A 23,134-nucleotide genomic window follows, 5' to 3' on the forward strand; every position below is an offset into this window, starting at 1 on the left:
TAGGCTGACAGGCGTGACGCGCATCATCTCGGGCCGCGCGGGCGGCCTCCGACTCGACGTGCCCCCGTCCGGCACGCGCCCGACGAGCGACCGCGTGCGCGAATCGCTCTTCGCCTCGCTCGAGACGACAGGGCTGCTCGACGGCACGACGGTCATCGACCTGTACGCCGGGTCCGGTGCGCTCGGGCTCGAGTCGCTCAGCCGCGGCGCCGCGCGCTGCGACCTCGTCGAGAAGGGCCAGAAGGCCGCGCAGATCGCCCGCCGCAACGCCGAGCGCGTCGCGCGTGCGACGGGCACGCGCGCCGACGTGCACCATGCGCCCGTCCGCGCCTTCCTCCGGGGCGCCGCGCGCATCTACGACGTCGCCTTCCTCGATCCGCCCTACGACATCTCGCCCGAGGCGCTCGCGGAGGATCTCGCCCAGCTGCGCCCCCTGCTCGCGGACGACGCGCTCGTCATCGTCGAGCGCGCGACCCGCTCGGGCGCGCCCGACTGGGCGCCGGCGGGTCTCCGCGGCGTCCGTGACCGCTCGTTCGGCGACACCGCGCTCTGGTGGGGCGAGCCCGCGGTCTGATCCCGCGTCAGGCGCCCCCGTGTCCGTCCCAGTCGCGGTACGGATCCCACCCCGACCCGCCCGCGTGGGCCGAGCCGTCGACGAGCAGCGGATCCGCCCCGCGAGCCCTGACCACGCCGATCTCGCGGAACCCGGGCGGCAGGGCCCCCGGCGCGAAGGTCGCGAGGAGCGCGTGGTCCTCGCCGCCGCGCAGCGCGAGCTCCGGATCCGCGCCCAGCGCGGCGCTGGACAGGTCGAGGGCGACCCCCGATGCGTCCGCGAGGCGCGACGCATCGAGTGCGAGGCCGTCCGAGATGTCCATCATGGCCGAGGCCCCCGACACGGCCGCCACGGGGCCGAGGCCGATGGGCGGCTGCGGGCGCAGCTGCATGTCGATCGCCGCGCGGTCGCTCTCGCCGAGCTCGGCGGGGCGCACGGGAATCGCCTCGCCCGCGCCGCCGCGGAACCGGCCGAAGAGCATCCCGAGCCCACGCGCGGCGACGCCCATCTCGCCCGCGATCGCGACGACGTCGCCCTCGCGCGCACCGGAGCGCCGCACCGGGTCCCTGCCCTCCGTATCGCCGAGCGCCGTCACCGCGACCGTGAGCGTCGCGGACTGGGCCAGGTCTCCCCCGACGACGGCGCATCCGGGAGCGAGCGCGTCGCACGCGTCGCGCAGGCCGTCGGCGAGGCGCTCGACGTACCCGATCGGTGTGTCGTTCGGAATCGCGAGAGCCACGAGCAGGGCGGTCGGCCGCGCCCCCATCGCCGCGATGTCGGCGAGGTTCACTGCAGCGGCCTTCCAGCCGAGGTCGTACCCGCTCGACCATGCGCGGCGGAAGTCCGGCCCCTCGATGAGGGTGTCCGTCGTGGCGACGACCGAGCCGGTCGTGCGGATCACGGCGGCGTCGTCGCCCGGGCCGAGCATCGCCGCCTGCGCCCGCCCCGTGCGGGAGACGATGCGGCGGAGGATCTCGCGTTCGGACAGGTCGCCGACCGTGGGTTCATCGTGCATCCCTCCAGCGTAGGCGCCCTCGCGATCTTCGCTCAGGCGGACCGGAATAGGCTGGGCGGGTGATCCGCCGCCTCGTCGCCGTCTGCGTGCTCGCCCTCGCGACCGTCGCCGCGGGATGCACCCCCACGGTGCATCTCGAGCCCGCCCCCTCCGCGGACGACCCGATCTGCGCCGACGTGAGCGTGCGCGTCCCCGACTCGATCGGCGAGCTCAGCCGCGTGTGGACCGACGCGCAGGCCACCGCCGCGTGGGGCGACCCGAGCGCCGTGCTGTTCCGCTGCGGTCTCGAATCGCCCGCCCCGACGACCTTGCAGTGTGTGACCGTCGGCGGCGTCGATTGGATCGTCGACGACAGCGAATCGCCGAACCTCCGAATGACGACCTACGGCCGCGCGCCCGCGGCCCAGGTCTACGTCGATTCCACGCGGGCCGTCAGCAACGACGTGCTGAGCGCTCTGAGCAATGCGGCGAACATGCTCCCGAAGGTCGGCGAATGCACGGCTCCCGATGAGGCCGACCCCGACGCCACCGAAGCGCCGCACACCGACTGATCAGCCTGCGCGGCCGAGCTCGACGAGCTCGGTGATGAGGTCGGAGTAGCTCAGCCCGGTCGCGACCCAGCACTTCGGGTACATCGAGATCGGCGTGAAGCCCGGCATCGTGTTGAGCTCGTTGACGACGATCTCGCCCGCGTCCGTGAGGAACACGTCGACCCTGGCGAGGCCGCGCCCGTCGACGGCCTCGAAGGCGTGCGTCGCGACCCGCCGGATCCGCTCCGACTCGTCATCGGACAGCTCGGCCGGGCATACGACCTCGGCGCCGTCGCCGCCCAGGTACTTGCCCTCGAAGTCGTAGAACTCGCGCGTCGTCAGCACGATCTCGCCGGGAAGCGACGCGCGTGCGGCCTCGGATCCGCGCCCCTCGAGCACGGCGACCTCGATCTCGCGGCCCGTCATCGCCTGCTCGACGAGCACCTTGTCGTCCTCCGCGAAGGCGATGCGCATCGCCTCGTCGATCTCGGACGCGTCGTGCGCCTTCGACACCCCCACGCTGGATCCCGCCCGCGCCGGCTTGACGAAGACGGGGTATCCGAGGCTCGCGACGTCGGCGCGCACCGCGTCGGCGTCGGTCTCCCAGCGGCGGGCGCGCACGGTGACCCACGGCGCGACCGCGATGCCGTCCGCCTCGAGCGCCACCTTCATGAAGTGCTTGTCCATGCACAGCGCCGAGTCGAGGACGCCGCCGCCGGCATACGGGATCTCGAGGATGTCGAGGAAGCCCTGCATCGTGCCGTCCTCGCCGTGCAGCCCGTGCAGGATCGGCAGGACCGCGTCGATCTCGCCGAGCGACGAGACGGATCCGTCGGCGCGCGTCACGCGCAGTTCGCGCGGACCGCCGGGCATCGGCCAGAGGATCCGCGTGCCGTTGTCGACGACCTCGGGCAGCTTCTCGGCGTCGAGCCGGAACCGCTCCGGATCGTCCTCCTCGAGGACGAAGACGCCCTCGCGGGTGATGCCGATCGGGATCACGCGGTAGCGATCGCGATCAATTGCGCCGAGAACGCCCCCCGCCGTCGCCGAGGAGATCTCGTGCTCGCTCGAGCGCCCGCCGAAGAGCACCGCCACGGTCGCTGCTGCCATACTGGGTCTCCTCCTGCGGAGTGTCGTCGTCGGTCGTGAGATGGGGCGCGATGTCGCGAGGCTCCATCGTGCCATCCAGCACCATCTTCACCTGCTGCACGATCGGCATGTCGACGCCCTTCGCGTGCGCGAGCTGGAGGATCGGCTCGACGGAGCTGAGGCCCTCGGCCGTCTGCTCCATGTGCTCGACGACGTCGTCGAGGGTGTACCCCTGCCCGAGCAGCCGCCCGGCCGTGTTGTTCCTGCTCAGCGGCGACTGGCACGTCGCGATGAGGTCGCCGAGGCCCGCGAGGCCCTGCATCGTGTCGGGCTGGGCGCCGTAGGCCACCGCGAAGTCGGTCATCTCGACGAGCCCTCGGGTGATGATCGACGCCTTGGTGTTCTCGCCGTAGCCGACGCCGTCGACGATGCCCGTCGCGACGGCGATGAGGTTCTTCAGCACGCCGCCGAACTCGGTGCCCGCGACGTCGGTGTTCACGAAGGTGCGGAAGTACGGAGCGGACGCCGTCATCGCGACCCGCGCGGCCGTCGCGGCGCTGTGCGAGGACACGACGGCCGCCGTCGGCTGCTCCTGCGCGATCTCGCGCGCGAGGTTCGGGCCGCTCACGACCGCGATGCGGTCGCGGTCGCACGCGAGCGCCTCCGCGATCACCTCACTCATCCGCAGCCCCGTGCGCTTCTCCACGCCCTTCATGAGGCTCACGATCGGCGCGTCCGACGACGCCAGCGCCGAACGCAGCGGCTTCAGCGTCTCACGCGCCGTCTTGCTCGGCACCGACACGTACACCTGGTCGGCGCCCTCGAGAGCGCGCGCGATCTCGTGCGTCGCATGCATCGAGCGCGGCAGGTTGATCCCCGGCAGGTAGCGCGAATTGCGCTTCGCCTCGTCGATCTCGTGCGCGAGCTCGGGGCGCCGCGCCCACATCGTGACCTGGGCGCCGCCATCGGCGAGGATCTTGCCGAACGTCGTGCCCCAGCTGCCCGCGCCGAGCACGGTGACCCGGGCGCTCACATGCGCCCCGTCTCGGCCTGGCCGTTCTTCGCGGGATCCCAGCGCTCCGTGGGCGCGGTCTCACCGCGCAGCTGCTCGAGCAGCCGCGTGATCTCCTGCATCACCCGCGACGTCGCCTCCGTGATGACGCCCTTCTCGTGCTCGCGGCCCACGAGATCCGACAGGTCGACGGGCGCGCCCACCGCGAACACCACACGACGACGCGGGGGGAAGAAGCGCAGACGGCCGTAGCGCGGCATGAACTGCTGCTCGCCCCAGTGCGCCACGGGGATCAGCGGGATGTCGCCGGCCAGCGCGAGACGCACGGCCCCCGACTTGCCCCGCATCGGCCACAGCTCGGGATCGCGGGTGAGCGTGCCCTCGGGGTACACGATGACGCCGCGCGCGTTCTCGACGAGCTCCGTCGCCTGCGCGATCGACTGGGAGGCGCCGTTCTTCCCGCGGCCGCTGCGCGACACCGGGATCATGCCGGTCGCGCGCAGCGCCGCCCCCACGACGGGGATGCGGAAGAGGCTCTCCTTCGCCATGAAGCGCGGCGCGCGGCCGAGCTTCCACGTGGCGATCGCCACCGTGAGCGGATCGATCTCGCTGTGGTGGTTGGGCGCCATCACGAACGCGCCTTCGCGCGGCAGGTTCTCGGCGCCGCGCAGCTCGATCTTCGCGAACCACCCCATCACGGGCAGCACGATGGCCGCGAGCAGCCAGAACAGACTGGGGCGGGTCTTCTCCCGCGAGGCGTTCGCCACGCTCAGCCCACGACGTCGAAGTCGGCGCCGAGAGCCGTGAGCTTGTCGAAGAACTTCTCGTAGCCGCGGCGGATGATGCCGACGTTCGACACGCGCGAGGTTCCCTCGGCCGCCAGCGCGGCGATGACGTACGCGTAGCCGCCTCGCAGGTCCGGGACGACGATGTCGGCGCCCGTCAGCGGGGTCGGCCCCGTGATGACGGCGGCCTGCTCGAGCTCGCGGCGCTCGACGCGACGGTAGACGCCCTCGAGGCCCTTCGGGTGCACGACGATGTCGGCGCCCATCTGGTTCAGTGCCGCCGTGAAGCCGAGCCGGTTCTCGTACACCGTCTCGTGCACGATCGACACGCCGCCGGCCTGCGTCAGGGCGACGATGAGCGGCTGCTGCCAGTCGGTCATGAAGCCGGGGTGCACGTCGGTCTCGACCATGACGGGCTTGAGCGGCGTCGTCGCACGGCGGAACCAGATGCCCTCGTCGGTGATGTCGAAGGATCCGCCGACCTTGCGGAAGACGTTGAGGAATGTGAGCATCTCGTACTGGCGCGCGCCCTTGACGAAGATCTCGCCGTCGGTCGCGAGCGCAGCGCACGCCCACGAGGCGGCCTCGTTGCGGTCGAACAGGCTGCGGTGGTCGTAGCCGTGCAGCTCGTCGACGCCTTCGATGAAGATGACGCGGTTCGGCTCATAGGAGATGATGGCGCCCATCTTCTGGAGGACGCCGATCAGGTCCATGATCTCGGGCTCGATGGCCGCGTTGCGCAGCTCGGTGACGCCCTTGGCCCTGACGGCCGTGAGCAGCACCTGCTCCGTCGCACCGACGCTCGGGTACGGCAGCTCGATGTTCGCGCCGTGGAGGCCCTCGGGCGCCGACAGGCGGATCCCGTTCGGCTGCTTGTCGACGATCGCGCCGAAGTTCCGCAGCGCATCGAGGTGGAAGTCGATCGGGCGGTCGCCGATCCGGCATCCGCCGAGGTCGGGGATGAAGGCCTGACCCAGCAGGTGGAGCAGGGGCCCGCAGAAGAGGATCGGGATGCGGCTCGAGCCGGCGTGCGCGTCGATCTCCTCGAAGCCGGCCGACTTCGCCAGCGCGGGGTCGAGCACGAGCGAGCCCGGCTCGTCGCCCTCCGACACCGAGACGCCGTGCACCTCGAGGAGGGAGCGGACGACCTCGACATCGCGGATCTCGGGCACATCGCGCAGCGTCGACGGCGTCTCGCCGAGCAGAGAGGCCACCATCGCCTTCGTCGCGAGGTTCTTCGCGCCCTTCACGTCGACCTGCCCGCGGAGCGGATGGCCGCCGCGGATCTCGAGGACGTCACCGAGCGTCGGCGCGGTGCGCGCCTCGTCACTGCCTACGAGCGTCATGGGTGTGGATCCTCACTCACTTCCGGCGAACCGGCCGCCCCGCGTGTCGGGGCGGCTCCTCAGCTCACGGAACCGGAAGGGTCCGTGGCCGCCACGCCTCGCGGCGGGCCTCGAACTGCGCGATCTCGTCCTGATGACGTAACGTGAGCCCGATGTCGTCGAGCCCTTCGAGGAGCCGCCACCTAGTGTAATCGTCGATCTCGAACGGAGCCGTGAAGTCGCCGATGGTGGCGGTTCGCGCCTCGAGGTCGACCGTCATCGAGATGCCGGGGTCCGCGTCGATCTCGGCCCAGATCCGCTCGAGCGCCTCGTCGGAGATGATGCCCGTGACGAGACCCTGTTTGCCCGAATTGCCGCGGAAGATGTCGGCGAATCGGGTGGACAGCACGACCCGGAAGCCGTAGTCGCGCAGCGCCCACACGGCATGCTCGCGGCTCGATCCCGTGCCGAAGTCGGGGCCGGCGACGAGCACCGACGCGTTCCGGAACGGCTCCTGGTTGAGCACGAAGTCGTCCTGCTGGCGCCAGGCGGAGAACAGGGCGTCTTCGAAGCCCGTCTTGGTGACGCGCTTCAGGAAGACGGCGGGGATGATCTGGTCGGTGTCGACGTTCGAGCGCTTGAGCGGCGCCGCGACTCCCGTGTGGGTCGTGAACTTCTCCATGATCAGGCCCCTGCTTCCGTCAGCTCGCGGTCATCGACCGGTTCGAGGTCGCTCGGGCTCGACAGCGTGCCGCGCACGGCCGTCGCCGCCGCGACGAGCGGCGAGACCAGGTGGGTGCGGCCGCCCTTGCCCTGGCGCCCCTCGAAGTTGCGGTTGCTCGTCGACGCGCAGCGCTCGCCCGGGGCGAGCTGGTCGGGGTTCATGCCGAGGCACATGGAGCAGCCCGCGAAACGCCACTCGGCGCCGAAGTCGGTGACGATCCTGTCGATGCCCTCGGCCTCGGCCTGCAGGCGCACGCGCGCGGATCCGGGGACGACCATGACGCGCACGCCGTCGGCCTTCCTGCGCCCCTGGATGACGGACGCGAAGGCGCGCAGATCCTCGATGCGGCTGTTCGTGCACGAGCCCATGAACACCGCGTCGACGGCGATGTCCTTCATGCGCGTGCCCGGCACGAGGTCCATGTACTCGCACGCGCGCTCGGCCGACTGCCGCGCGCTGGGGTCGGAGAAGCTCTCGGGTGACGGGACGACGTCGCTGAGCGACACACCCTGGCCGGGGTTCGTCCCCCAGGTGACGAACGGCTCGAGCTCGTTCGCGTCGATGAAGACCTCGGCGTCGAACGCCGCGCCCTCGTCGGTCGGGAGCGTCTTCCAGTAGGCGACGGCGTCGTCCCAGTCCTGCCCTCTCGGGGCGTGGGGGCGGCCCTTCACGTACTCGAAGGTCGTCTCATCGGGCGCGACCATGCCGGCGCGCGCGCCGGCCTCGATCGACATGTTGCAGATCGTCATGCGCCCCTCCATGGAGAGGGCGCGGATCGCGCTGCCGCGGAACTCGAGGACGTACCCCTGCCCGCCGCCCGTGCCGATCTTCGCGATGACGGCGAGGATGATGTCCTTCGCCGTCACGCCCGGCTTCAGCTCGCCTTCGACGGTGATCGCCATCGTCCTGAACGGCTTGAGCGGCAGCGTCTGCGTCGCGAGCACGTGCTCGACCTCGCTCGTGCCGATGCCGAAGGCGAGCGCACCGAACGCGCCGTGCGTCGAGGTGTGGCTGTCGCCGCACACGACCGTGAGGCCGGGCATCGAGAGGCCGAGCTGCGGCCCGACGACGTGCACGATCCCCTGCTCAGCGTCGCCCAGCGAGTGCAGGCGCAGGCCGAACTCCTCGGCGTTGCGTCGCAGCGTGTCGACCTGCGTGCGGCTCGTGATGTCGGCGATCGGCTTGTCGATGTCGAGCGTCGGGGTGTTGTGGTCCTCCGTGCCGATCGTGAGATCGAGGCGGCGGGGATCGCGGCCCTCGGCGCGCAGGCCGTCGAACGCCTGCGGGCTCGTCACCTCGTGGACGAGGTGCAGGTCGATGTAGATCAGGTCGGGCTGGCCGTCCTCACCGCGGACGACGATGTGGTCGTCCCACAGCTTCTCGGCCAGGGTCCGGGGGTGTTCGGGGATGCCGGATTCGGCGTTCATGCTCTGTGTAGCTCCTTGACGTCGGGATGTCGGCCGTCGACAGACTCCGCGACGGGGGGCCTAGAGCGAGATCCCGTCGCGGCAGCTAAGGAGGAGCCTGTTGCACCGCACCCCTCGACGATATCAGAGTGCTCACCCCCGCCCCGCACGCGGCGGAACGGGGTGAGCACTCTGCTCATCGTGCGCGGATGACGCGGATCATCTCTCCGAGATCGATGCCGGATCCGACTCGTCCTTCGGCGCGCGCGCGTTCACGATGAGGCTCGCGACGGTCGAGATGAGGATCGCGGCGACGATGACGCCGAGCGAGACCCAGTTGCTGATCTCGGGCGCCCAGTCGACGTGATGCCCGCCGTTGATGAACGGCAGCTCGTTGACGTGCAGCGCGTGGAAGAACAGCTTCGCGCCGATGAACGCGAGGATGAACGCGACGCCGTACTTGAGGTACTGCAGTCTGTCGAGGAGGTCGCCGAGCAGGAAGTACAGCTGACGCAGGCCCATGAGGGCGAACAGGTTCGCCGCGAACACGAGGAACGGGACCTGCGTGATCCCGAAGATCGCGGGGATCGAGTCGATCGCGAAGATGAGGTCGGTCACGCCGATCGAGAGGAAGACGATGATCATCGGCGTGAGCATCTTCTTGCCGTTCACGACCGTGCGGAGCTTCGCGCCGTCGTACTGGTCGTGGATCGGGATGAAGCGCCGCAGGATCCGGACGAGGAACGTCTCCTTGTTCGCGTCCTCCTGGTGCTCGTTCTCGAACACCTGCCGCACGGCCGTGTAGACGAGGAAGGCGCCGAAGATGTAGAAGATCCAGCTGAAGTTCTCGATGAGGGCGGCGCCCACGAGGATGAAGGCCGCGCGCAGGACGAGGGCGATGATGATGCCCACCATCAGCACCTCCTGCTGGTACTTCCGCGGCACCGAGAACTGCGTCATGATCAGCACGAAGACGAACAGGTTGTCGATCGACAGGCTGTACTCCGTGAGCCATCCGCTGACGAACTCGACCGCGTGATCCGCGTCGCCGATCAGCCAGAGCACGACGGCGAAGATCAGCGCCAACGTGACGTAGAAGCCGACCCAGAGGGCCGACTCGCGCGTGGACGGGATGTGCGGGCGCTTCAGGATGAGGAGCAGATCGGCCAGGAGGATGAGCACCAGCACGACGAGCGAGCCGACCTCGAACCAGACGGGAATTCCCATGCGGGATCCTTTCGGGGTGCAGAGACTGTCGAAAGTCTCTCCCCCGCATGCGATATGCGGCGCGCGCCCGGACCCCCACCGACGGGGGACGTACTGACGGATCGCGCGAGGACGGGATACTCCCTCTCGCTCGCGCCAGCCTACCGTCTCGGGCGAGCGCCCCACCTGCGAGAACGACGAAAGCCCGGACCGAAGTCCGGGCTTTCTGCGGTGACCCCAGCGGGATTCGAACCCGCGTTACCGGCGTGAGAGGCCAGCGTACTAGGCCGCTATACGATGGGGCCGCATGTCTTCTGTTGTGTGTCCCCGCTCTCGCGGCAACCAGATAACTGTACAACGATCCTGCGCGCAGGACAAAATCGGGCGACCCCGCTCGCGCCGCCCGGGCGTGTCTTCCTGATCGCGAGCTTATTCGTCGCGCCCCTCGAACGGAACCCCCACCTGGTGGCATCCTCGGATCATGCGCGTCACGAAGCACGAACACGCCTTCCTCACGATCGAACGCGACGGCGAGACCCTCGTCGTCGACCCGGGGGCCTTCACCGCCGAGCTCGGTGCCCTCGAGAACGTCGTCGGCGTCGTCGTCACCCACGAGCATCCCGACCACTGGACCCCCGACCATCTGCGGCGCCTCGCGGAGGCGTTCCCCGATGCGCCGATCCTCACGACCGCGGCGACGGCCGCGGCCGCCCCCGTCGAGGCGACGATCGTCTCCCCCGGCGACGCCGTCACGGTGGGATCCTTCGCGCTGCGGTTCTTCGGCGGCACCCACAACGAGATCCACTCGTCGCTCCCCCTCGTCGACAACGTCGGCGTGCTCGTCGACGACGCGGTCTACTACCCCGGCGACTCGTACGCCGTCCCGGAGGGTGTCGATGTCGCGCTCCTTGCGGCGCCGATCGGCGCCCCCTGGCTGAAGATCGGCGAGGCGATGGACTTCGTCCTCGCGGTCGCGCCGCGCGCGGCGTTCGGCACCCACGACGTGCCGCTGTCCGACGTCGGCCTCGGCATGCACCGGCAGCGCCTCGCGTGGGCGACCGAGCAGGGCGGAGGCACCTTCCACGAGCTCGCCCCCGGCGAGTCGATCGACATCGCGCCGTGATCCGCGGGGGCGGACTGGTCGTCTTCGAGGCGCGGTGCGACCGCGCGCCGCTCCCGAGGCGCGGCGCCCGCGCGTAGCCTGGCGCCATGAGCGTGACGGTGCGCAGGTGGTGGCGATGTCCCCTCGACGTCGAGTCCCTCGTCGTGCCCTCGGTGGAGGTCGCCGCCGACGAGGCCGCGCGGCTCGCCGCGGAGCGTGGGAAGCCCGTCGTGGTCGAGACCACGGCCGAGCTGGTGAGGGCCGCGTTCGGCGCCTTCTCCCATCTGCGCGTCGACGGCCGCAGCGTGGATCCGTGGGCGCCGATGTCGGGGTTCCTGCGCACCCGAGATGGATTCCTGCGCGTGCACGCCAACTACCCGCACCATGCGGAGGCGATCCGCGCCGCGACGGGGGCGTCCGACCGCCCCACGCTCGACGACGCCGCGTCGTCGTGGCGGGCCGACGATCTCGAGGCGGCGATCATCGAGGCGGGAGGGATCGCGACGCGCGTGCGCACCGAGCGCGAGTGGCGCGAGCATCCCCACGGCCTGGCGACCGCCGAGGATCCGTGGATCCACGTGCAGCGGGCGGGATCCCGCCCCGTCTCGCCGTCCCGTGGGCGTCCCCTCGACGGGATCCGCGTGCTCGACCTGACGAGGGTCCTCGCGGGCCCGAGCTGCTCGCAGATGCTCGCCTGCCTCGGTGCGGACGTGCTCCGCGTCGATCCCCCGCGGATCCCCGAGCTGATCGACCAGCACCTCGTGACCGGCATGGGCAAGCGCTCGGCGGTCGCGGATCTCGCCGAGCGCGGCGACGAGGTGCGCGGCCTCGCGCGCTCTGCCGACGTCGTGCTGCTCGGCTACCGGCCCGGATCCCTCGACCGCTACGGCCTGTCGCCCGAGGAGCTCGTCTCCGAGACGCCGTCGCTCGTGGTCGGATCGCTGTCGGCGTGGGGAGAGAGCGGTCCGTGGGGCGAGCGCGGCGGCTTCGACTCGATCGTGCAGGCGGCGACCGGCATCGCGGAGGTCTGCGCTCGCGAGGACGGCGCTCCCGGCGCGCTGCCCGTGCAGGCGCTCGACTACGCGACAGGCGCGCACCTGGCCGCACGCGTGATGGGCCTGCTCGCTGATGGCGTCGGCGGGATCGTCCGCGCGAGCCTCGTGGGCGCCGCGCGCACGCTGCTCGCGCGCGACCGCATCGCGCACGACGAGGAGATCCCCCTCGGCGTGCCCGTCGTGAACGTCTCCTCCCCGCACGGCGAGCTGCTCGCCGTGCCCCCGCCGCTCCTCGTCGACCGGCGCACCATCGAACGCGATGTCGGCGAGTACGGCGGCGCCGCGCTCGAATGGGCGTCCTGACGCCTCAGCGCACGCGGATCGCGGCAGGCTGCACGCTGATCGAGGCGCGGGTGATCTCGCCGATGTCGTCGCCGTCGACCTCGAAGACGCGCGGCTCGGCGAGATCGAGGCCCAGCTTCGTCAGGCGGCGGTGCGTCACGCTGTCGCTGCTCTGCGCGTCATCGGAGCCGAACAGGCGCGCGATCCCGTTGTCCCAGACGACGTTCTTCAGCGTGTCAGCCCACCCGCCGACGCCCTCGGCATCGAGCACGAAGAGGTCGAGTTCGCCGTCGGAGGGATCCGCGTCGGGCAGCAGCGTGAACCCGCCTTGGAGGGTGCCGCAGTTGCCGACGATGAGCGTGTGCGCGTCGTCCTCCTCGCTCTCCCCGTCGGCGAACGTGAGCGTCACGCGGATCACCTCGCTCGCCGAGACCGCCCGGCCGAGCGACTCGACGTAGGCGAGCCAGCCGGCCTTGTCCTTGAGATCGTCGTCGGTCTCGGTGATCATGTGCGCGTCGATGCCGAAGCCGGCCATGACGGCGAACGCGTAGCGCTCGTCGATGCCGTCACCCTCGACCTCGGCCCAGCCGAGGTCGATCGCGCGCGGCTCGCCGTTCAGCGCGCGCTCGACGGCCGCCCGGACGTCGCCGAGCGGCACGTCGAGGTTCCGCGCGAGGAGGTTCCCGGTTCCGAGCGGGACGATGCCGAGGTCGACGTCCGCGCCGCTCTCGCCGAGGTGGGCGGCGACGGCGCGCACTGTGCCGTCGCCGCCGGCGGCGAGGATCAGGTCGGCTCCCGCATCGATCGCCGCGCGGGCCGCCGAGATGCCCGGATCGTCGACCTCGGTCTCGTGCCAGGTGACGGTCTCGACGGCGACCGCCGACACGGCGGCCTCGAGCTCGTCGCGCGAGCCCTTCGAGGGGTTGAACACGATGCCGATGTGGGTCGCCTGCGCCATGATCGCTCTCCTTCTCTCGCGCGCCGCCGGTCGGCCGCGGCTGAGATCGGATTAGGCCTGCGACGGCCCACAGGGCCTGCGAATCCGCCGCGCGTCACCCGGCGTCGGGCAGAGGCCTCCGCACGGCGTGCGGCACGCGCCAGCGGAACCACAGGGCGAGGATCCGCAGGGCGAACACGAGCGCGGCGACGACGTACGCGATCCACTCGGCGTACCAGCCCGCGATCCAGATCGCGGTGACGAGTGCGGCGCCGAGCATCGCCGGAAGCGCGTAGATGTCGCGCGGGTCGAACAGTTGCGGGTCCCGGTTCGCGACGACGTCGCGCAGCAGTCCGCCGCCGACGCCCGTCGTCACCCCGAGGAGGATCGCCGCCACAGGGTTCATCCCGTGCTCGAGCGCCTTCACGGCCCCCGTCGTGCAGAACACGCCCAGCCCGGCGGCATCGCACACGAGCAGCGGCCGCGTGAACCGGCGCATGTGACCGTGCAGGACGTAGACGATCCCCGCGGCGACGAGCGGCGGAACGAGATACACGGGCCGGTCGAACGCCGTCGGCGTGAGGCCGAGGACGAGATCGCGCACGACGCCGCCGCCGAGGCCCGTGAGGCACCCGAGCAGCACCGATCCGATGATGTCGAAGCCCCGACGCGCCGCGAGGAGCGAGCCGGACAGCGCGAAGAAGAACACGCCCAGGAGGTCGAGCGTCAGCGACATACGGGCACTCCTCTTCCGTGCATCCCCGCGATCATACGGCCCGCAGGCACGAGAAAACCCCCGCCTGAGCGGGGGTTTCTCTCTGCTGGGGTACCTGGACTCGAACCAAGAATGGCGGTACCAGAAACCGCTGTGTTGCCAATTACACCATACCCCAAGGGCGCTCCGGCTCTCGCCGTCACAAGTGACCAGCTTACCCGAACCTCGGATCGGGTGCCAATTCGACCGTGCAGCCGGGGCGTGTCGCGCTCAGTCCGCGACGCGCTGCGCGAGGGTGCGCAGGCGCTCGAGCGTGCGCACCCGGCCGAGCAGCTCCATCGATTCGAACAGCGGCGGCGAGACGCGGCGGCCCGAGATCGCGACGCGCGGCGCGGCGTAGGCGACGCGCGGCTTGAGCTCGAGGCGGTCGATGAGCGCGGCCGCGAGGGCCGCCTGGATGGGCTCCGCACGGAAGTCATCCAGCCCCTCGAGCGCCTCGACGCTCGCGTGGAGGATGCGCGGGGCATCCTTCAGCTTGGCGACCGCGTCCTCGTCGTAGGCGAGCTCGTCCGTGAAGAGGAAGCCGAGCATGTCGCCGACCTCGCCGAGCATCTGCATGCGCTCCTGCACGAGAGGCGCGGCCGCCGCCACGAGGGCGAGCTCCTCGTCCGTCGGCTCCTCCCCCAGCGCGCCCGCGCTCTGCAGGTACGGCACGAGGCGCGCGGCGAAGTCGTCGGCGGCGAGCATGCGCACGTGGTCGCCGTTGATCGACTCGGCCTTCTTCTGGTCGAAGCGCGCCGGGTTCGGGTTCACCTGCTCGATGTCGAACGCCCGCACGAACTCGTCGAGCGAGAACACATCACGGTCGGGCGCGATCGACCAGCCGAGCAGCGCGAGGTAGTTGAGCAGGCCCTCGCGGATGAAGCCCTTGTCGCGCTGCAGGAACAGGTCGGCGCGCGGGTCGCGCTTCGACAGCTTCTTGGTGCCGTCGCCCAGTACGAGGGGCATGTGCCCGAATCGCGGGATGAAGCTCGTCACACCGGCGTCGATGAGCGCGCGGTACAGCACGATCTGCCGGGCCGTCGACGGCATGAGGTCCTCGCCGCGCAGCACGTGCGTGATGCCCATGAGGGCGTCGTCGACGGGGTTCACGAACGTGTAGAGCGGGATCCCGTTCGGGCGCACGATGACGAAGTCCGAGAAGGATCCGGCGGGGAACGTCACCTCGCCGCGGATCAGGTCGACGTAGGTGATGTCCTCATCGGGGACCTTGAGCCGCAGGGCGGGCTGGCGCCCCTCCGCGCGGTACGCGGCGCGCTGGTCGTCGGTGAGGTCGCGATCGAAGTTGTCGTAGCCCTGCTGCTTCGCGCGGCCGTTCGCCTCGTTGCGCGCGTCGATCTCCTCGGCGGTCGAGAAGCTCTCGTAGACGAGGCCCTTCTCGACGAGCTGGTCGAGCACCCCGCGGTGCAGGTCGTGCCGCTCGGACTGGCGGTACGGCGCGTGCGGGCCGCCGACCTCGACGCCCTCGTCCCAGTCGATGCCGAGCCACGTGAGGGCGTCGATCAGCTGCTCGTAGCTCTCCTGGCTGTCGCGGTTCGCGTCGGTGTCCTCGATGCGGAAGACGAGCGTGCCGCCGTGGTGGCGCGCGAACGCCCAGTTGAACAGCGCCGTGCGGACGAGGCCCACGTGGGGCAGGCCGGTCGGAGACGGGCAGAAGCGCACGCGCACGTCGCCGCCCGTGGCCTGTGTGGTGAGGGAATCGGGTGCAGATGACATCGCGTCCCAGCTTAGTCAGCCGGGCGCCGCCTCACCTGCGACCGAGCGGGGAGAGCGCGACGACCGCGCCGACGACGACGAGGGCGACGAGGGCGAGGCCGCCGTACTCGATCCAGGCGAGCACACCGCCCGCCGCGATGGCGCAGATCGCGCCCGTGAGGTTCATGGTCAGGTCGCTGCGCCCCTGGCGCCGCGTCCGCAGCGCGGGCGCCGTCGCCTCGGTCAGCAGCGACGCCCCGGCGACGGTCGACGCGCTCCACCCCAGGCCCAGGAGCACGAGAGCGACCGTCACCGCGGCGGCCGAGTGCTGTCCGAGCGCGGCGACGGCAAGCGCCGCGGCGAGCAGCGCCTGCCCGAGGAGGATCGTGCGCACGCGGCCGAGGCGGTCGGAGAGGATCCCGAACACGGGCGAGAGCCCGTACATGCCCGCGATGTGCAGGCTGATCGTGAATCCGATGACGCTCACGGCGGCCCCGTGGTGCGCGAGGTGCACGGGCGTCATGGCCATGACGGCGACCATCGTGCCGTGCGCGCCCGCGACGGCGAGGATCGCGTACCGTGCGGCGACGGGCCGGTCGGCGCGCTCGACCGGTCGATCGCCCTCCGCGCGCGCCGCGATCTCGATCGCGACCTCGGCGGCGACGCGCAGCGGATCCGGTCGGAGGAAGATCGCGTAGAGGACGACGGCGAGGACCTGGGCGGCGAGGGCGAACACGTAGGGACCCGTGAGGAGCGGCATGCCGAGCGCCCGCCCGATCGCCTCGCCCGGCCCCGTGAGGTTCGGGCCCAGCACGGATCCGATCGTCGTCGCCCACACCACGAGCGAGAGGTCGCGGCCCCGCGTCGCATCGGATGCGAGGTCCGTCGCCGCGAACCGCGACTGCAGATTCGCTGCCATGCCCGCGCCGACGAGCGCGAAGCCCGCGAGGAGGGCCGCGAACGAGCCGATCCCGGTGGCGATCACGATGAGAACGATCCCGACGAGCGCGACGAGCATGCCGGCCGTGAGCGAGATGCGCCGCCCCGAGCGGTGCGCGAGAGCGGCCAGCGGCACCGCGAGGAGGGCCGCGCCGAGTGTCAAGGCCGCCGCCGCGAGCCCGGAGAGCGCATCGAGGCCCGATACCTGCGCGGCGAGCAGCGCGCCGACCGACAGCGTGGCTCCCGCCGCGATGCCACCGAGGATCTGGCCGATCGCGAGCACCACGACAGTGCGGCGCTGGATCGCGCCGATGTCGCGCACGCCGGCGGCCGAGGCGGATCCCTGCGGCGCGCGCCCCGTCGTCATGTCAGGCCGCGTCGCGCACGGGATTGCGCAGGATCCCGATGCCCGGGATCTCGACTTCGACGGCATCGCCCGCCTGGAACGGGCCGACCCCGGCGGGCGTGCCCGTGAGGATCAGGTCGCCCGGCAGGAGCGTGAACGCCGCCGAGACGTATTCGATGATCGTCGGCACGTCGAAGATCATGTCGCGGAACGCGCCGCGCTGCTTCTCCTGCTCGTTGAGCCGCGTGATGACCTCGCCGTTCGCGAGGTCGAACTCGGTCTCGATGGCGGGGCCGACGGGACAGAACGTGTCCATGCCCTTCGCGCGCGCCCACTGGCCGTCGCTCGCCTGCAGGTCGCGGGCCGTCACGTCGTTCGCGACCGTATAGCCGAAGACGACGTCCATCGCGTCGGCGGCGGACACGTTCTTCGCGATCTTGCCGATCACGACCGCCAGCTCGCCCTCCCACTGCGTGTCGTTCGACTGCGGCGGCCGCACGATCGCGTCGCCCGGCCCGATGACCGACGTGTTCGGCTTGAGGAACAGCAGCGGCTCAGCGGGCACATCGTTGCCCAGCTCGGCCGCGTGATCGCGGTAGTTGCGCCCCACGCACACGACCTTCGAGCGCGGGATCACGGGCGCGAGCAGCGCGACGTCGCCGATCGAGACGCGCTCCCCCGTCGTGTCGTATCCGGCGAACACCGGATCGCCCTGGAGGACGACGAGCTCGGCGCCGTCGACGATCCCGTACCTGATGGCGTCGTTGTGGCTGAACCTGGCGATCTTCACCCACCCAGCCTAACGACAGCGCCCGGCCGCCGCGACGGAAGGCGCGGCGGCCAGACGCCGGCGCGCTCAGGCGTCGAGGCGGCGCAGCCAGCCGCGCGTGTCCTCGCGTCGGCCGTACTGGATGTCTGTGAGCTCCTCGCGCAGCGACGTCCCGAGGGATCCGGTCGGCTGCTCGTCGACGAAGCCGTCGCCTCTGAGGGCACCGATCGGCGTGACCACGGCGGCCGTCCCGCATGCGAAGGCCTCGACGATGTCTCCCGCTGCGACGCCGTCGCGCCACTCCTGCAGCGAGATCGGGCGGCGCTCGATGGCGTGGCCGCGGTCGGCGGCGAGCTCGAGGATCGAATTGCGGGTGACGCCGTCGAGGATCGTCTCGGACGCGGGCGTCACGAGAGTGCCGTCCTTCTTCACGAAGACGACGTTCATGCCGCCCAGTTCCTCGACGTTGCCGCGCTGGTCGAGGAAGACGACCTGGTCGCAGCCGTGCTCCGCGGCCTCCGCCTGGGGAAGCAGGCTCGCCGCGTAGTTGCCGCCGGTCTTCGCGGCCCCCGTCCCGCCCTCGGCGGCGCGCGCGTACTTCTCGCTGAGCCAGATCGACACGGGCTTCACGCCGCCCGAGAAGTACGATCCCGCCGGGCTGCCGATCAGGTAGAAGGCGTACTTCTTCGCGGGGCGCACGCCGAGGAACGCCTCCTTCGCGAACATGAACGGGCGCAGGTACAGCGTCTGCTCGGCGCCGGAGGGCACCCAGGCGCCGTCGACGGCGATGAGCTCGTGCAGGGCCTGCAGGAAGTGCTCCTCCGGCAGCTCGGGCATCGACAGTCGGCGCGCGCTGCGGTTGAACCGTCGTGCGTTCTGCTCGGGGCGGAAGGTGTAGATGCCGCCATCGGAGTGGCGATAGGCCTTCATTCCCTCGAAGATCTCCTGCGCGTAGTGCAGGACGGCGGCGGCGGGATCCAGCGAGATGGGCCCGTACGGCTGCACGCGGGGACGGTGCCACCCGCCTTTCTCGGACCAGCAGATGTCGACCATGTGGTCGGTGAAGACGGTGCCGAAGCCGGGATCCTCGAGCTTCTTCGCGCGCTCGGCGGGCGAGGCGGCCGCGAGGTTCTTCGTGACCTGGAACGCGAGACGCCCGGGCTCGGCGCCGGATGAGGGGTCGGTCATGATCGTGTGCTCTTCCTGTCTGCGCTGATGGCTGCGCGAGATCCGTGTCAGTTGTGGAGGCGCGCCGCGATGGCGTCGCCGATCTGAGCCGGCGTGCGCGCCTGTGAGGTGCGCTCGGCGATGTCCTCCTCGATCGCGCGGGTGACGCGCGCGGCCTCGTCCGGATGCCCGAGGTGGTCGAGCATCAGGGCGACGGATCCGATCGCCGCGGTCGGATCGGCCTTCTGGAGGCCCGCGATGTCGGGCGCCGAACCGTGCACGGGCTCGAACATCGACGGGAACTCGCCTGACGGGTTGAGATTTCCGGAGGCGGAGAGACCGATGCCGCCGGTGATCGCCCCGGCGAGGTCGGTGAGGATGTCGCCGAAGAGGTTGTCGGTGACGATGACGTCGAAGCGGCTGGGGTCGGCGACCATGTGGATGGTCGCGGCGTCGACGTGCATGTAGTCTACGGCGACGCCGGGGTGGCCCTCGCCGACCTCGGCGACGAGCCGGCTCCAGAGCTTCCCGGCGTTGACCATGACGTTGGTCTTGTGCACGAGCGTGAGGGCGCCGCGGCGCTTCTCGGCGAGGTCGAACGCGTACTCGACGACACGCCGGACGCCGTGCGCCGTGTTGACGCCCAGCTCGTTCGCGATCTCGTGCGGCGTGCCGGGGCGCAGGACGCCGCCGTTGCCGACGTATGCGCCCTCGGTGCCCTCGCGCACGACGACGAAGTCGACGTCGCCCGGATCCTTCAGCGGGCCCGGCACCTGCGGGAAGAGCCGCGACGGGCGCAGGTTCACATAGTGGTCGAGGGCGAAGCGCAGCCCGAGGAGCAGCCCGCGCTCGATGTTCGCGCCCGCGAGGCGCGGGTCGTTGGGAACGCCGCCGATGGCGCCCAGCAGGATCGCGTCGTGGCTCGCGATCGCCGCGAGGTCCTCATCGGTGAGGACGTCGCCGGTCGCGAGGAAGCGGTCGGCGCCGAGCGAGAAGCGCGTCGTCTCGAACGAGACGTCGCTGCCGGCCGTGACGGCGTCGAGCGCCTTCTCGGCCTCCGCGACGACCTCGGGGCCGATGCCGTCGCCGGGGATGACGGCCAGTTTCACGACGCGCGACATAGGACTCCTTCAGCTCTGCGGTCACGGCCGCCGCCCGGCGTCAGCGAGGCTCGGGCGTGCGGCTTCGTCCCAGCGTAGCGCCCGCGACGACGCATGCCAGGGCGAGGAGGATCGCGCCGATGAGGCAGGTCGCGACCACCCCGCTGTCGAACGCAGCCGCGGCGGCTTCGCGCAGTGCGGCGCCCGCGGATCCGCCGATCCGATCGGCCTCGTTCATCGCACCTGCGAGCGTCTCCCGCGCGTGCGCCGCCGCGCCGGCCGACACGCCCGGCGGCACCACGAGCGTCGACCGATACCAGGCTGTGAGGAGCCCGCCGAGGATCGACGTGCCCAGCACGGCGCCGAACTCGTAGGCCGTCTCGCTGATCGCGCTCGCGGCGCCCGCCCTGTCGGGCGGCGCGGACGAGATGATCAGCTCGCCGGACACGGTCTGCGCGGCCCCCGCCCCCGCGCCCATCAGGACGAAGGCCCACACGAGCATCCACACGTCCTCCGCGCCGGCGACGACCACGAGGAGCAGACCCGCCACGGCGACGACGAGCACGGCCGGCACCACGCGGGACGCCGGGTAGCGGCTCGCGAAGGGCGTCACGAGGAATCCGCTCGCGATCGACATCACGGCGCCCGGGATCAGCGCGATCCCGGCGACCATGGGCGACAGGCCCGCGATCATCTGCAGGTGCTGCGAGACGAAGTACAGGAACCCGATGTACGCCATGATGCAGCACAGGTTCACCGCGAGCGAGCCGGAGAACTTCGGCCGACGGAACAGCGTGAGATCGAGCATCGGGTGGGGGATCCGCCGCTGGCGCCGGATGAACAGCCATCCGAACCCGAGGCCCATGACGACCGGCAGGACGCCGATCCACCCGGCGACGGCGATCTCCTTGATGCCATAGGCGAGCGGGCCGAGGGCGAGCATCGACAGCACGATCCCTCCGCCGTCGACGGGCCCGGGCCGCGGGTCGCGGCTCTCGCGCACGAAGAACGGCGCGAGCGCCAGCATCAGGGCGAGGATCGGCACGGCGAGCAGGAACACGCTCTGCCACGGGAGGTGCTCGATGAGGAAGCCGCCGATGATCGGGCCGAGCGCTCCCCCGGCCGCGAACATGCCCGCCCACGCGGCGATCGCGATGCGACGCTGCTCGCGGTGGCGGAACGTCGAGCGCAGGAGCGACATCGTCGACGGCATGAGGGCCGCGCCGAAGACGCCCATCGCCGCGCGCGCCGCGATGAGCCACTCGGCCGTCGGCGCGAACGCGGCGCCGACGGACACGAGCGTGAACCCGATCGCGCCGACGAGGAGGATCCGCCGCCGGCCGAACCGGTCGCCGAGACTGCCCGCGGTGACGAGCAGGCCCGCGAGCACGAGCGAGTAGGCGTCGATGATCCACAGCTGCTCCGCGCTCGTGGGCTCGAGATCGCGGGCGATCGCCGGGAGGGCGAAGTTGAGGATCGTGTTGTCCATCGAGACGAGCAGCACGGGCAGCATGAGGACGACGAGCGCGGCCCAGCCGCGCCAGTCGGCGCGCGGTCCGTCGGTCGCGATGGCATCGGTCGGGGTGCTCACGAGATCCGATCCTCGCCCACTCCGCTGGGCGATCGCAGGGCAGCAGGCGCCCCGCCCGTCGGGTGACGGGCGGGGCGATGTGAAAGAGGCCTGCCGGTCAGTCCTCGACGATCTCGATCTGTCGGATGATGCGCGCGTCGATGGTGCCGCCGATCTCGTCGATGACCTCGTCGGGGACGCGCTTGTCGACCGTCACGACCGACAGCGCCTCCGCGTTGTCGCTGCGCGCGACCTGCAGGCCGTCGATGTTGATGCCGTTCTCGCCGAACTTCTCCGCGTAGACCGCGACGATGCCGGGCCGGTCCTTGTAGATGATCACGAGATGATGCTCGGCGAGCGGCGCGTCGAGCTCGTAGCCGTTGATGCCGACGAGCTTCTGCACCATGCGCGTGCCGGCGAGGGTGCCCGCGACCGAGAGCACGGTGCCGTCGGCCAGGGTGCCCGTGAGCGTCGTCAGGTTGCGGAACTCGGGGCTCTCCCGCTCGACCGTCATGCGCGTGTCGATCCCGCGCTGCTCCGCGATCACGGGCGCGTTGACGTACGAGACCTTCTCGCTCACGACGCTCGTGAGGATCCCCTTGAGGGCCGCGAGCTTGTAGACGCTCACGTCATAATCGGCGAGCTCGCCGCGCACGTCGACCTCGAGGCTCGTGAGCGCGCCGTGTGCGATGCCGCTGAAGACCTGGCCGAGCTTCTCGACGAGCGCGATTCCCGGGCGGACGAACGGGTCGATCGCACCGCCCGCGACGTTGACGGCATCGGGCACGAGGTCGCCCTCGAGCGCGAGCTTGACGGACTTCGCGACCGAGACGCCCGCCTTCTCCTGCGCCTCGGCCGTCGAGGCGCCGAGGTGGGGCGTGACGACGGCGCGCTCCTGGCCCGTGAGCGCCGTGTCCGCCGGCGGCTCGCTCGTGAACACATCGATGCCCGCGCCCGCGATCTCGCCGGCCTCGAGGGCGGCCGCGAGGGCCTCCTCGTCGATGAGGCCGCCGCGCGCGACGTTGACGACGTACGCCGTCTTCTTCATCGCCTTCAGCTCGGCCTCGCCGATCATGCCCGTCGTCTCGGGGGTCTTCGGCATGTGGATCGTCAGGAAGTCCGCCTGGGCGACGAGCTCCTCGAGCGAGAGCAGCTCGACGCCGAGCTGCTGGGCGCGCGCCGCCGTGACGTACGGATCGTACGCGACGAGCCGCATCCCGAACCCCTGCATGCGGGCCGCGACGAGCGCGCCGATGCGGCCGAGGCCGACGACGCCGAGCGTCTTCTCATACAGCTCGACGCCCGTGAACGAGCTGCGCTTCCACGCGCCCTCGGCGAGCGAGGCATGCGCCGCGGGGATCCGGCGCGCGAGGCTGATGATGTGGCCGCAGGTGAGCTCGGCCGCTGAGATGATGTTCGACGTCGGCGCGTTGACGACCATGACACCGGCCGTCGTGGCCGCCTTGATGTCGACGTTGTCGAGACCGACGCCCGCGCGCGCGATGACCTTGAGGTGCGGCGCGTGGGCGATCGCCTCCTCGTCCATCTTCGTCGCGGAGCGGATCAGCACGGCGTCCGCCTCACTCAGCGCGTCGAACAGTGCCGGACGATCGGTTCCGTCGACCGAACGCACGTCGAAATCGGGACCGAGCGCCTCGATCGTTGCGGGTGAGAGCTGTTCTGCGAGCAGGACGACGGGCTTCGACAAGGTGGGATCCTCCGGGAAGACGCTGCGATGGGACGGCCGCGCCC

Annotated in this window: 21 protein-coding genes and 2 tRNA genes; 4 read left to right on the forward strand and 19 right to left on the reverse strand. The window is 71.0% G+C overall.

What is annotated here, in order from left to right; all coding sequences use genetic code 11:
* The first annotated feature begins 13 nt into the window (after positions 1-13).
* Entirely contained in the window at positions 14-574 is a 561-nt protein-coding gene (rsmD, locus tag GB932_RS17405) for a 16S rRNA (guanine(966)-N(2))-methyltransferase RsmD (protein ID WP_156761966.1), read from the forward strand.
* Positions 575-581: 7 nt separating this feature from the next.
* On the opposite strand, the gene thiL is transcribed toward rsmD, so the two are convergent.
* Positions 582-1,568, reverse strand: coding sequence for a thiamine-phosphate kinase (thiL, locus tag GB932_RS17410; RefSeq protein ID WP_156761967.1), 987 nt, complete (start codon positions 1,566-1,568; stop codon positions 582-584).
* A gap of 59 nt (positions 1,569-1,627) precedes the next feature.
* Here thiL and GB932_RS17415 point away from each other — a divergent pair, with 59 nt between their 5' ends.
* The gene (locus GB932_RS17415) at positions 1,628-2,119 is read left to right on the forward strand and encodes a DUF3515 family protein (protein ID WP_156761968.1); all 492 of its coding nucleotides are present in this window, start codon (positions 1,628-1,630) and stop codon (positions 2,117-2,119) included.
* Here the strand turns inward: GB932_RS17415 and GB932_RS17420 are convergent, their stop codons facing one another.
* From GB932_RS17420 to GB932_RS17455, 8 genes are all read right to left on the reverse strand, one after another.
* Positions 2,120-3,208: a D-alanine--D-alanine ligase family protein gene (locus GB932_RS17420; protein ID WP_156761969.1), complete on the reverse strand. Its 1,089-nt coding sequence runs from the start codon at positions 3,206-3,208 to the stop codon at positions 2,120-2,122.
* Positions 3,114-4,220, reverse strand: coding sequence for an NAD(P)H-dependent glycerol-3-phosphate dehydrogenase (locus tag GB932_RS17425; protein WP_231916285.1), 1,107 nt, complete (start codon positions 4,218-4,220; stop codon positions 3,114-3,116). Before GB932_RS17425 ends, GB932_RS17420 begins: the two co-directional genes overlap by 95 nt.
* Entirely contained in the window at positions 4,217-4,966 is a 750-nt protein-coding gene (locus GB932_RS17430; RefSeq protein WP_231916286.1) for a lysophospholipid acyltransferase family protein, read from the reverse strand. The genes GB932_RS17425 and GB932_RS17430 overlap by 4 nt, the downstream gene beginning before the upstream one ends.
* Before the next feature lie 2 nt (positions 4,967-4,968).
* Positions 4,969-6,330 carry a UDP-N-acetylglucosamine 1-carboxyvinyltransferase gene (gene murA / locus GB932_RS17435; RefSeq protein WP_156761970.1) on the reverse strand — a complete coding sequence of 454 codons (1,362 nt, stop codon included), beginning with the start codon at positions 6,328-6,330 and terminating at the stop codon, positions 4,969-4,971.
* A 64-nt stretch (positions 6,331-6,394) separates the two neighbouring features.
* Positions 6,395-6,991, reverse strand: coding sequence for a 3-isopropylmalate dehydratase small subunit (gene leuD / locus GB932_RS17440; RefSeq protein ID WP_156761971.1), 597 nt, complete (start codon positions 6,989-6,991; stop codon positions 6,395-6,397).
* Between the two features lie 2 nt (positions 6,992-6,993).
* A complete protein-coding gene (leuC, locus tag GB932_RS17445) occupies positions 6,994-8,460 on the reverse strand; it encodes a 3-isopropylmalate dehydratase large subunit (protein WP_156761972.1) in 1,467 nt (488 codons plus the stop codon).
* 198 nt (positions 8,461-8,658) lie between these two features.
* Entirely contained in the window at positions 8,659-9,666 is a 1,008-nt protein-coding gene (locus GB932_RS17450; RefSeq protein WP_156761973.1) for a TerC family protein, read from the reverse strand.
* A gap of 211 nt (positions 9,667-9,877) precedes the next feature.
* Positions 9,878-9,950: transfer RNA gene (locus GB932_RS17455), tRNA-Glu, on the reverse strand.
* 176 nt (positions 9,951-10,126) lie between these two features.
* Here GB932_RS17455 and GB932_RS17460 point away from each other — a divergent pair.
* Positions 10,127-10,768 carry an MBL fold metallo-hydrolase gene (locus tag GB932_RS17460; RefSeq protein ID WP_156761974.1) on the forward strand — a complete coding sequence of 214 codons (642 nt, stop codon included), beginning with the start codon at positions 10,127-10,129 and terminating at the stop codon, positions 10,766-10,768.
* 86 nt (positions 10,769-10,854) lie between these two features.
* Positions 10,855-12,105, forward strand: coding sequence for a CoA transferase (locus GB932_RS17465; RefSeq protein WP_156761975.1), 1,251 nt, complete (start codon positions 10,855-10,857; stop codon positions 12,103-12,105).
* 4 nt (positions 12,106-12,109) lie between these two features.
* Here the strand turns inward: GB932_RS17465 and GB932_RS17470 are convergent, their stop codons facing one another.
* The 10 genes from GB932_RS17470 to serA all read right to left on the reverse strand — a co-directional run bounded on the left by GB932_RS17470 (position 12,110) and on the right by serA (position 23,090).
* Positions 12,110-13,042, reverse strand: coding sequence for a diacylglycerol/lipid kinase family protein (locus tag GB932_RS17470; RefSeq protein WP_156761976.1), 933 nt, complete (start codon positions 13,040-13,042; stop codon positions 12,110-12,112).
* A 94-nt stretch (positions 13,043-13,136) separates the two neighbouring features.
* The gene (locus GB932_RS17475; protein WP_156761977.1) at positions 13,137-13,757 is read right to left on the reverse strand and encodes a trimeric intracellular cation channel family protein; all 621 of its coding nucleotides are present in this window, start codon (positions 13,755-13,757) and stop codon (positions 13,137-13,139) included.
* Positions 13,758-13,842: 85 nt separating this feature from the next.
* Positions 13,843-13,914 (reverse strand) — tRNA-Gln (locus GB932_RS17480).
* Positions 13,915-14,006: 92 nt separating this feature from the next.
* Complete coding sequence (gene gltX, locus GB932_RS17485; RefSeq protein ID WP_156761978.1) at positions 14,007-15,512, reverse strand: glutamate--tRNA ligase; 1,506 nt, start codon at positions 15,510-15,512, stop codon at positions 14,007-14,009.
* Positions 15,513-15,543: 31 nt separating this feature from the next.
* Entirely contained in the window at positions 15,544-16,797 is a 1,254-nt protein-coding gene (locus GB932_RS17490) for an MFS transporter (protein ID WP_156761979.1), read from the reverse strand.
* 1 nt (position 16,798) lies between these two features.
* A complete protein-coding gene (locus tag GB932_RS17495) occupies positions 16,799-17,566 on the reverse strand; it encodes a fumarylacetoacetate hydrolase family protein (protein WP_156761980.1) in 768 nt (255 codons plus the stop codon).
* Between the two features lie 66 nt (positions 17,567-17,632).
* Entirely contained in the window at positions 17,633-18,733 is a 1,101-nt protein-coding gene (locus GB932_RS17500; protein WP_156761981.1) for a branched-chain amino acid aminotransferase, read from the reverse strand.
* A 47-nt stretch (positions 18,734-18,780) separates the two neighbouring features.
* Positions 18,781-19,833, reverse strand: a complete 1,053-nt coding sequence (locus GB932_RS17505) for a 3-isopropylmalate dehydrogenase (protein ID WP_156761982.1) — start codon at positions 19,831-19,833, stop codon at positions 18,781-18,783.
* A 40-nt stretch (positions 19,834-19,873) separates the two neighbouring features.
* On the reverse strand, positions 19,874-21,403 hold the full coding sequence (locus GB932_RS17510; protein WP_231916287.1) for an MFS transporter: 1,530 nt from the start codon (positions 21,401-21,403) through the stop codon (positions 19,874-19,876).
* A 97-nt stretch (positions 21,404-21,500) separates the two neighbouring features.
* The gene (gene serA, locus GB932_RS17515) at positions 21,501-23,090 is read right to left on the reverse strand and encodes a phosphoglycerate dehydrogenase (RefSeq protein ID WP_156761983.1); all 1,590 of its coding nucleotides are present in this window, start codon (positions 23,088-23,090) and stop codon (positions 21,501-21,503) included.
* Between the last annotated feature and the right edge of the window lie 44 nt (positions 23,091-23,134).

Origin of the sequence: Microbacterium karelineae (genome assembly GCF_009745985.1) — a bacterium.
Lineage (GTDB): Bacteria > Actinomycetota > Actinomycetes > Actinomycetales > Microbacteriaceae > Microbacterium > Microbacterium karelineae.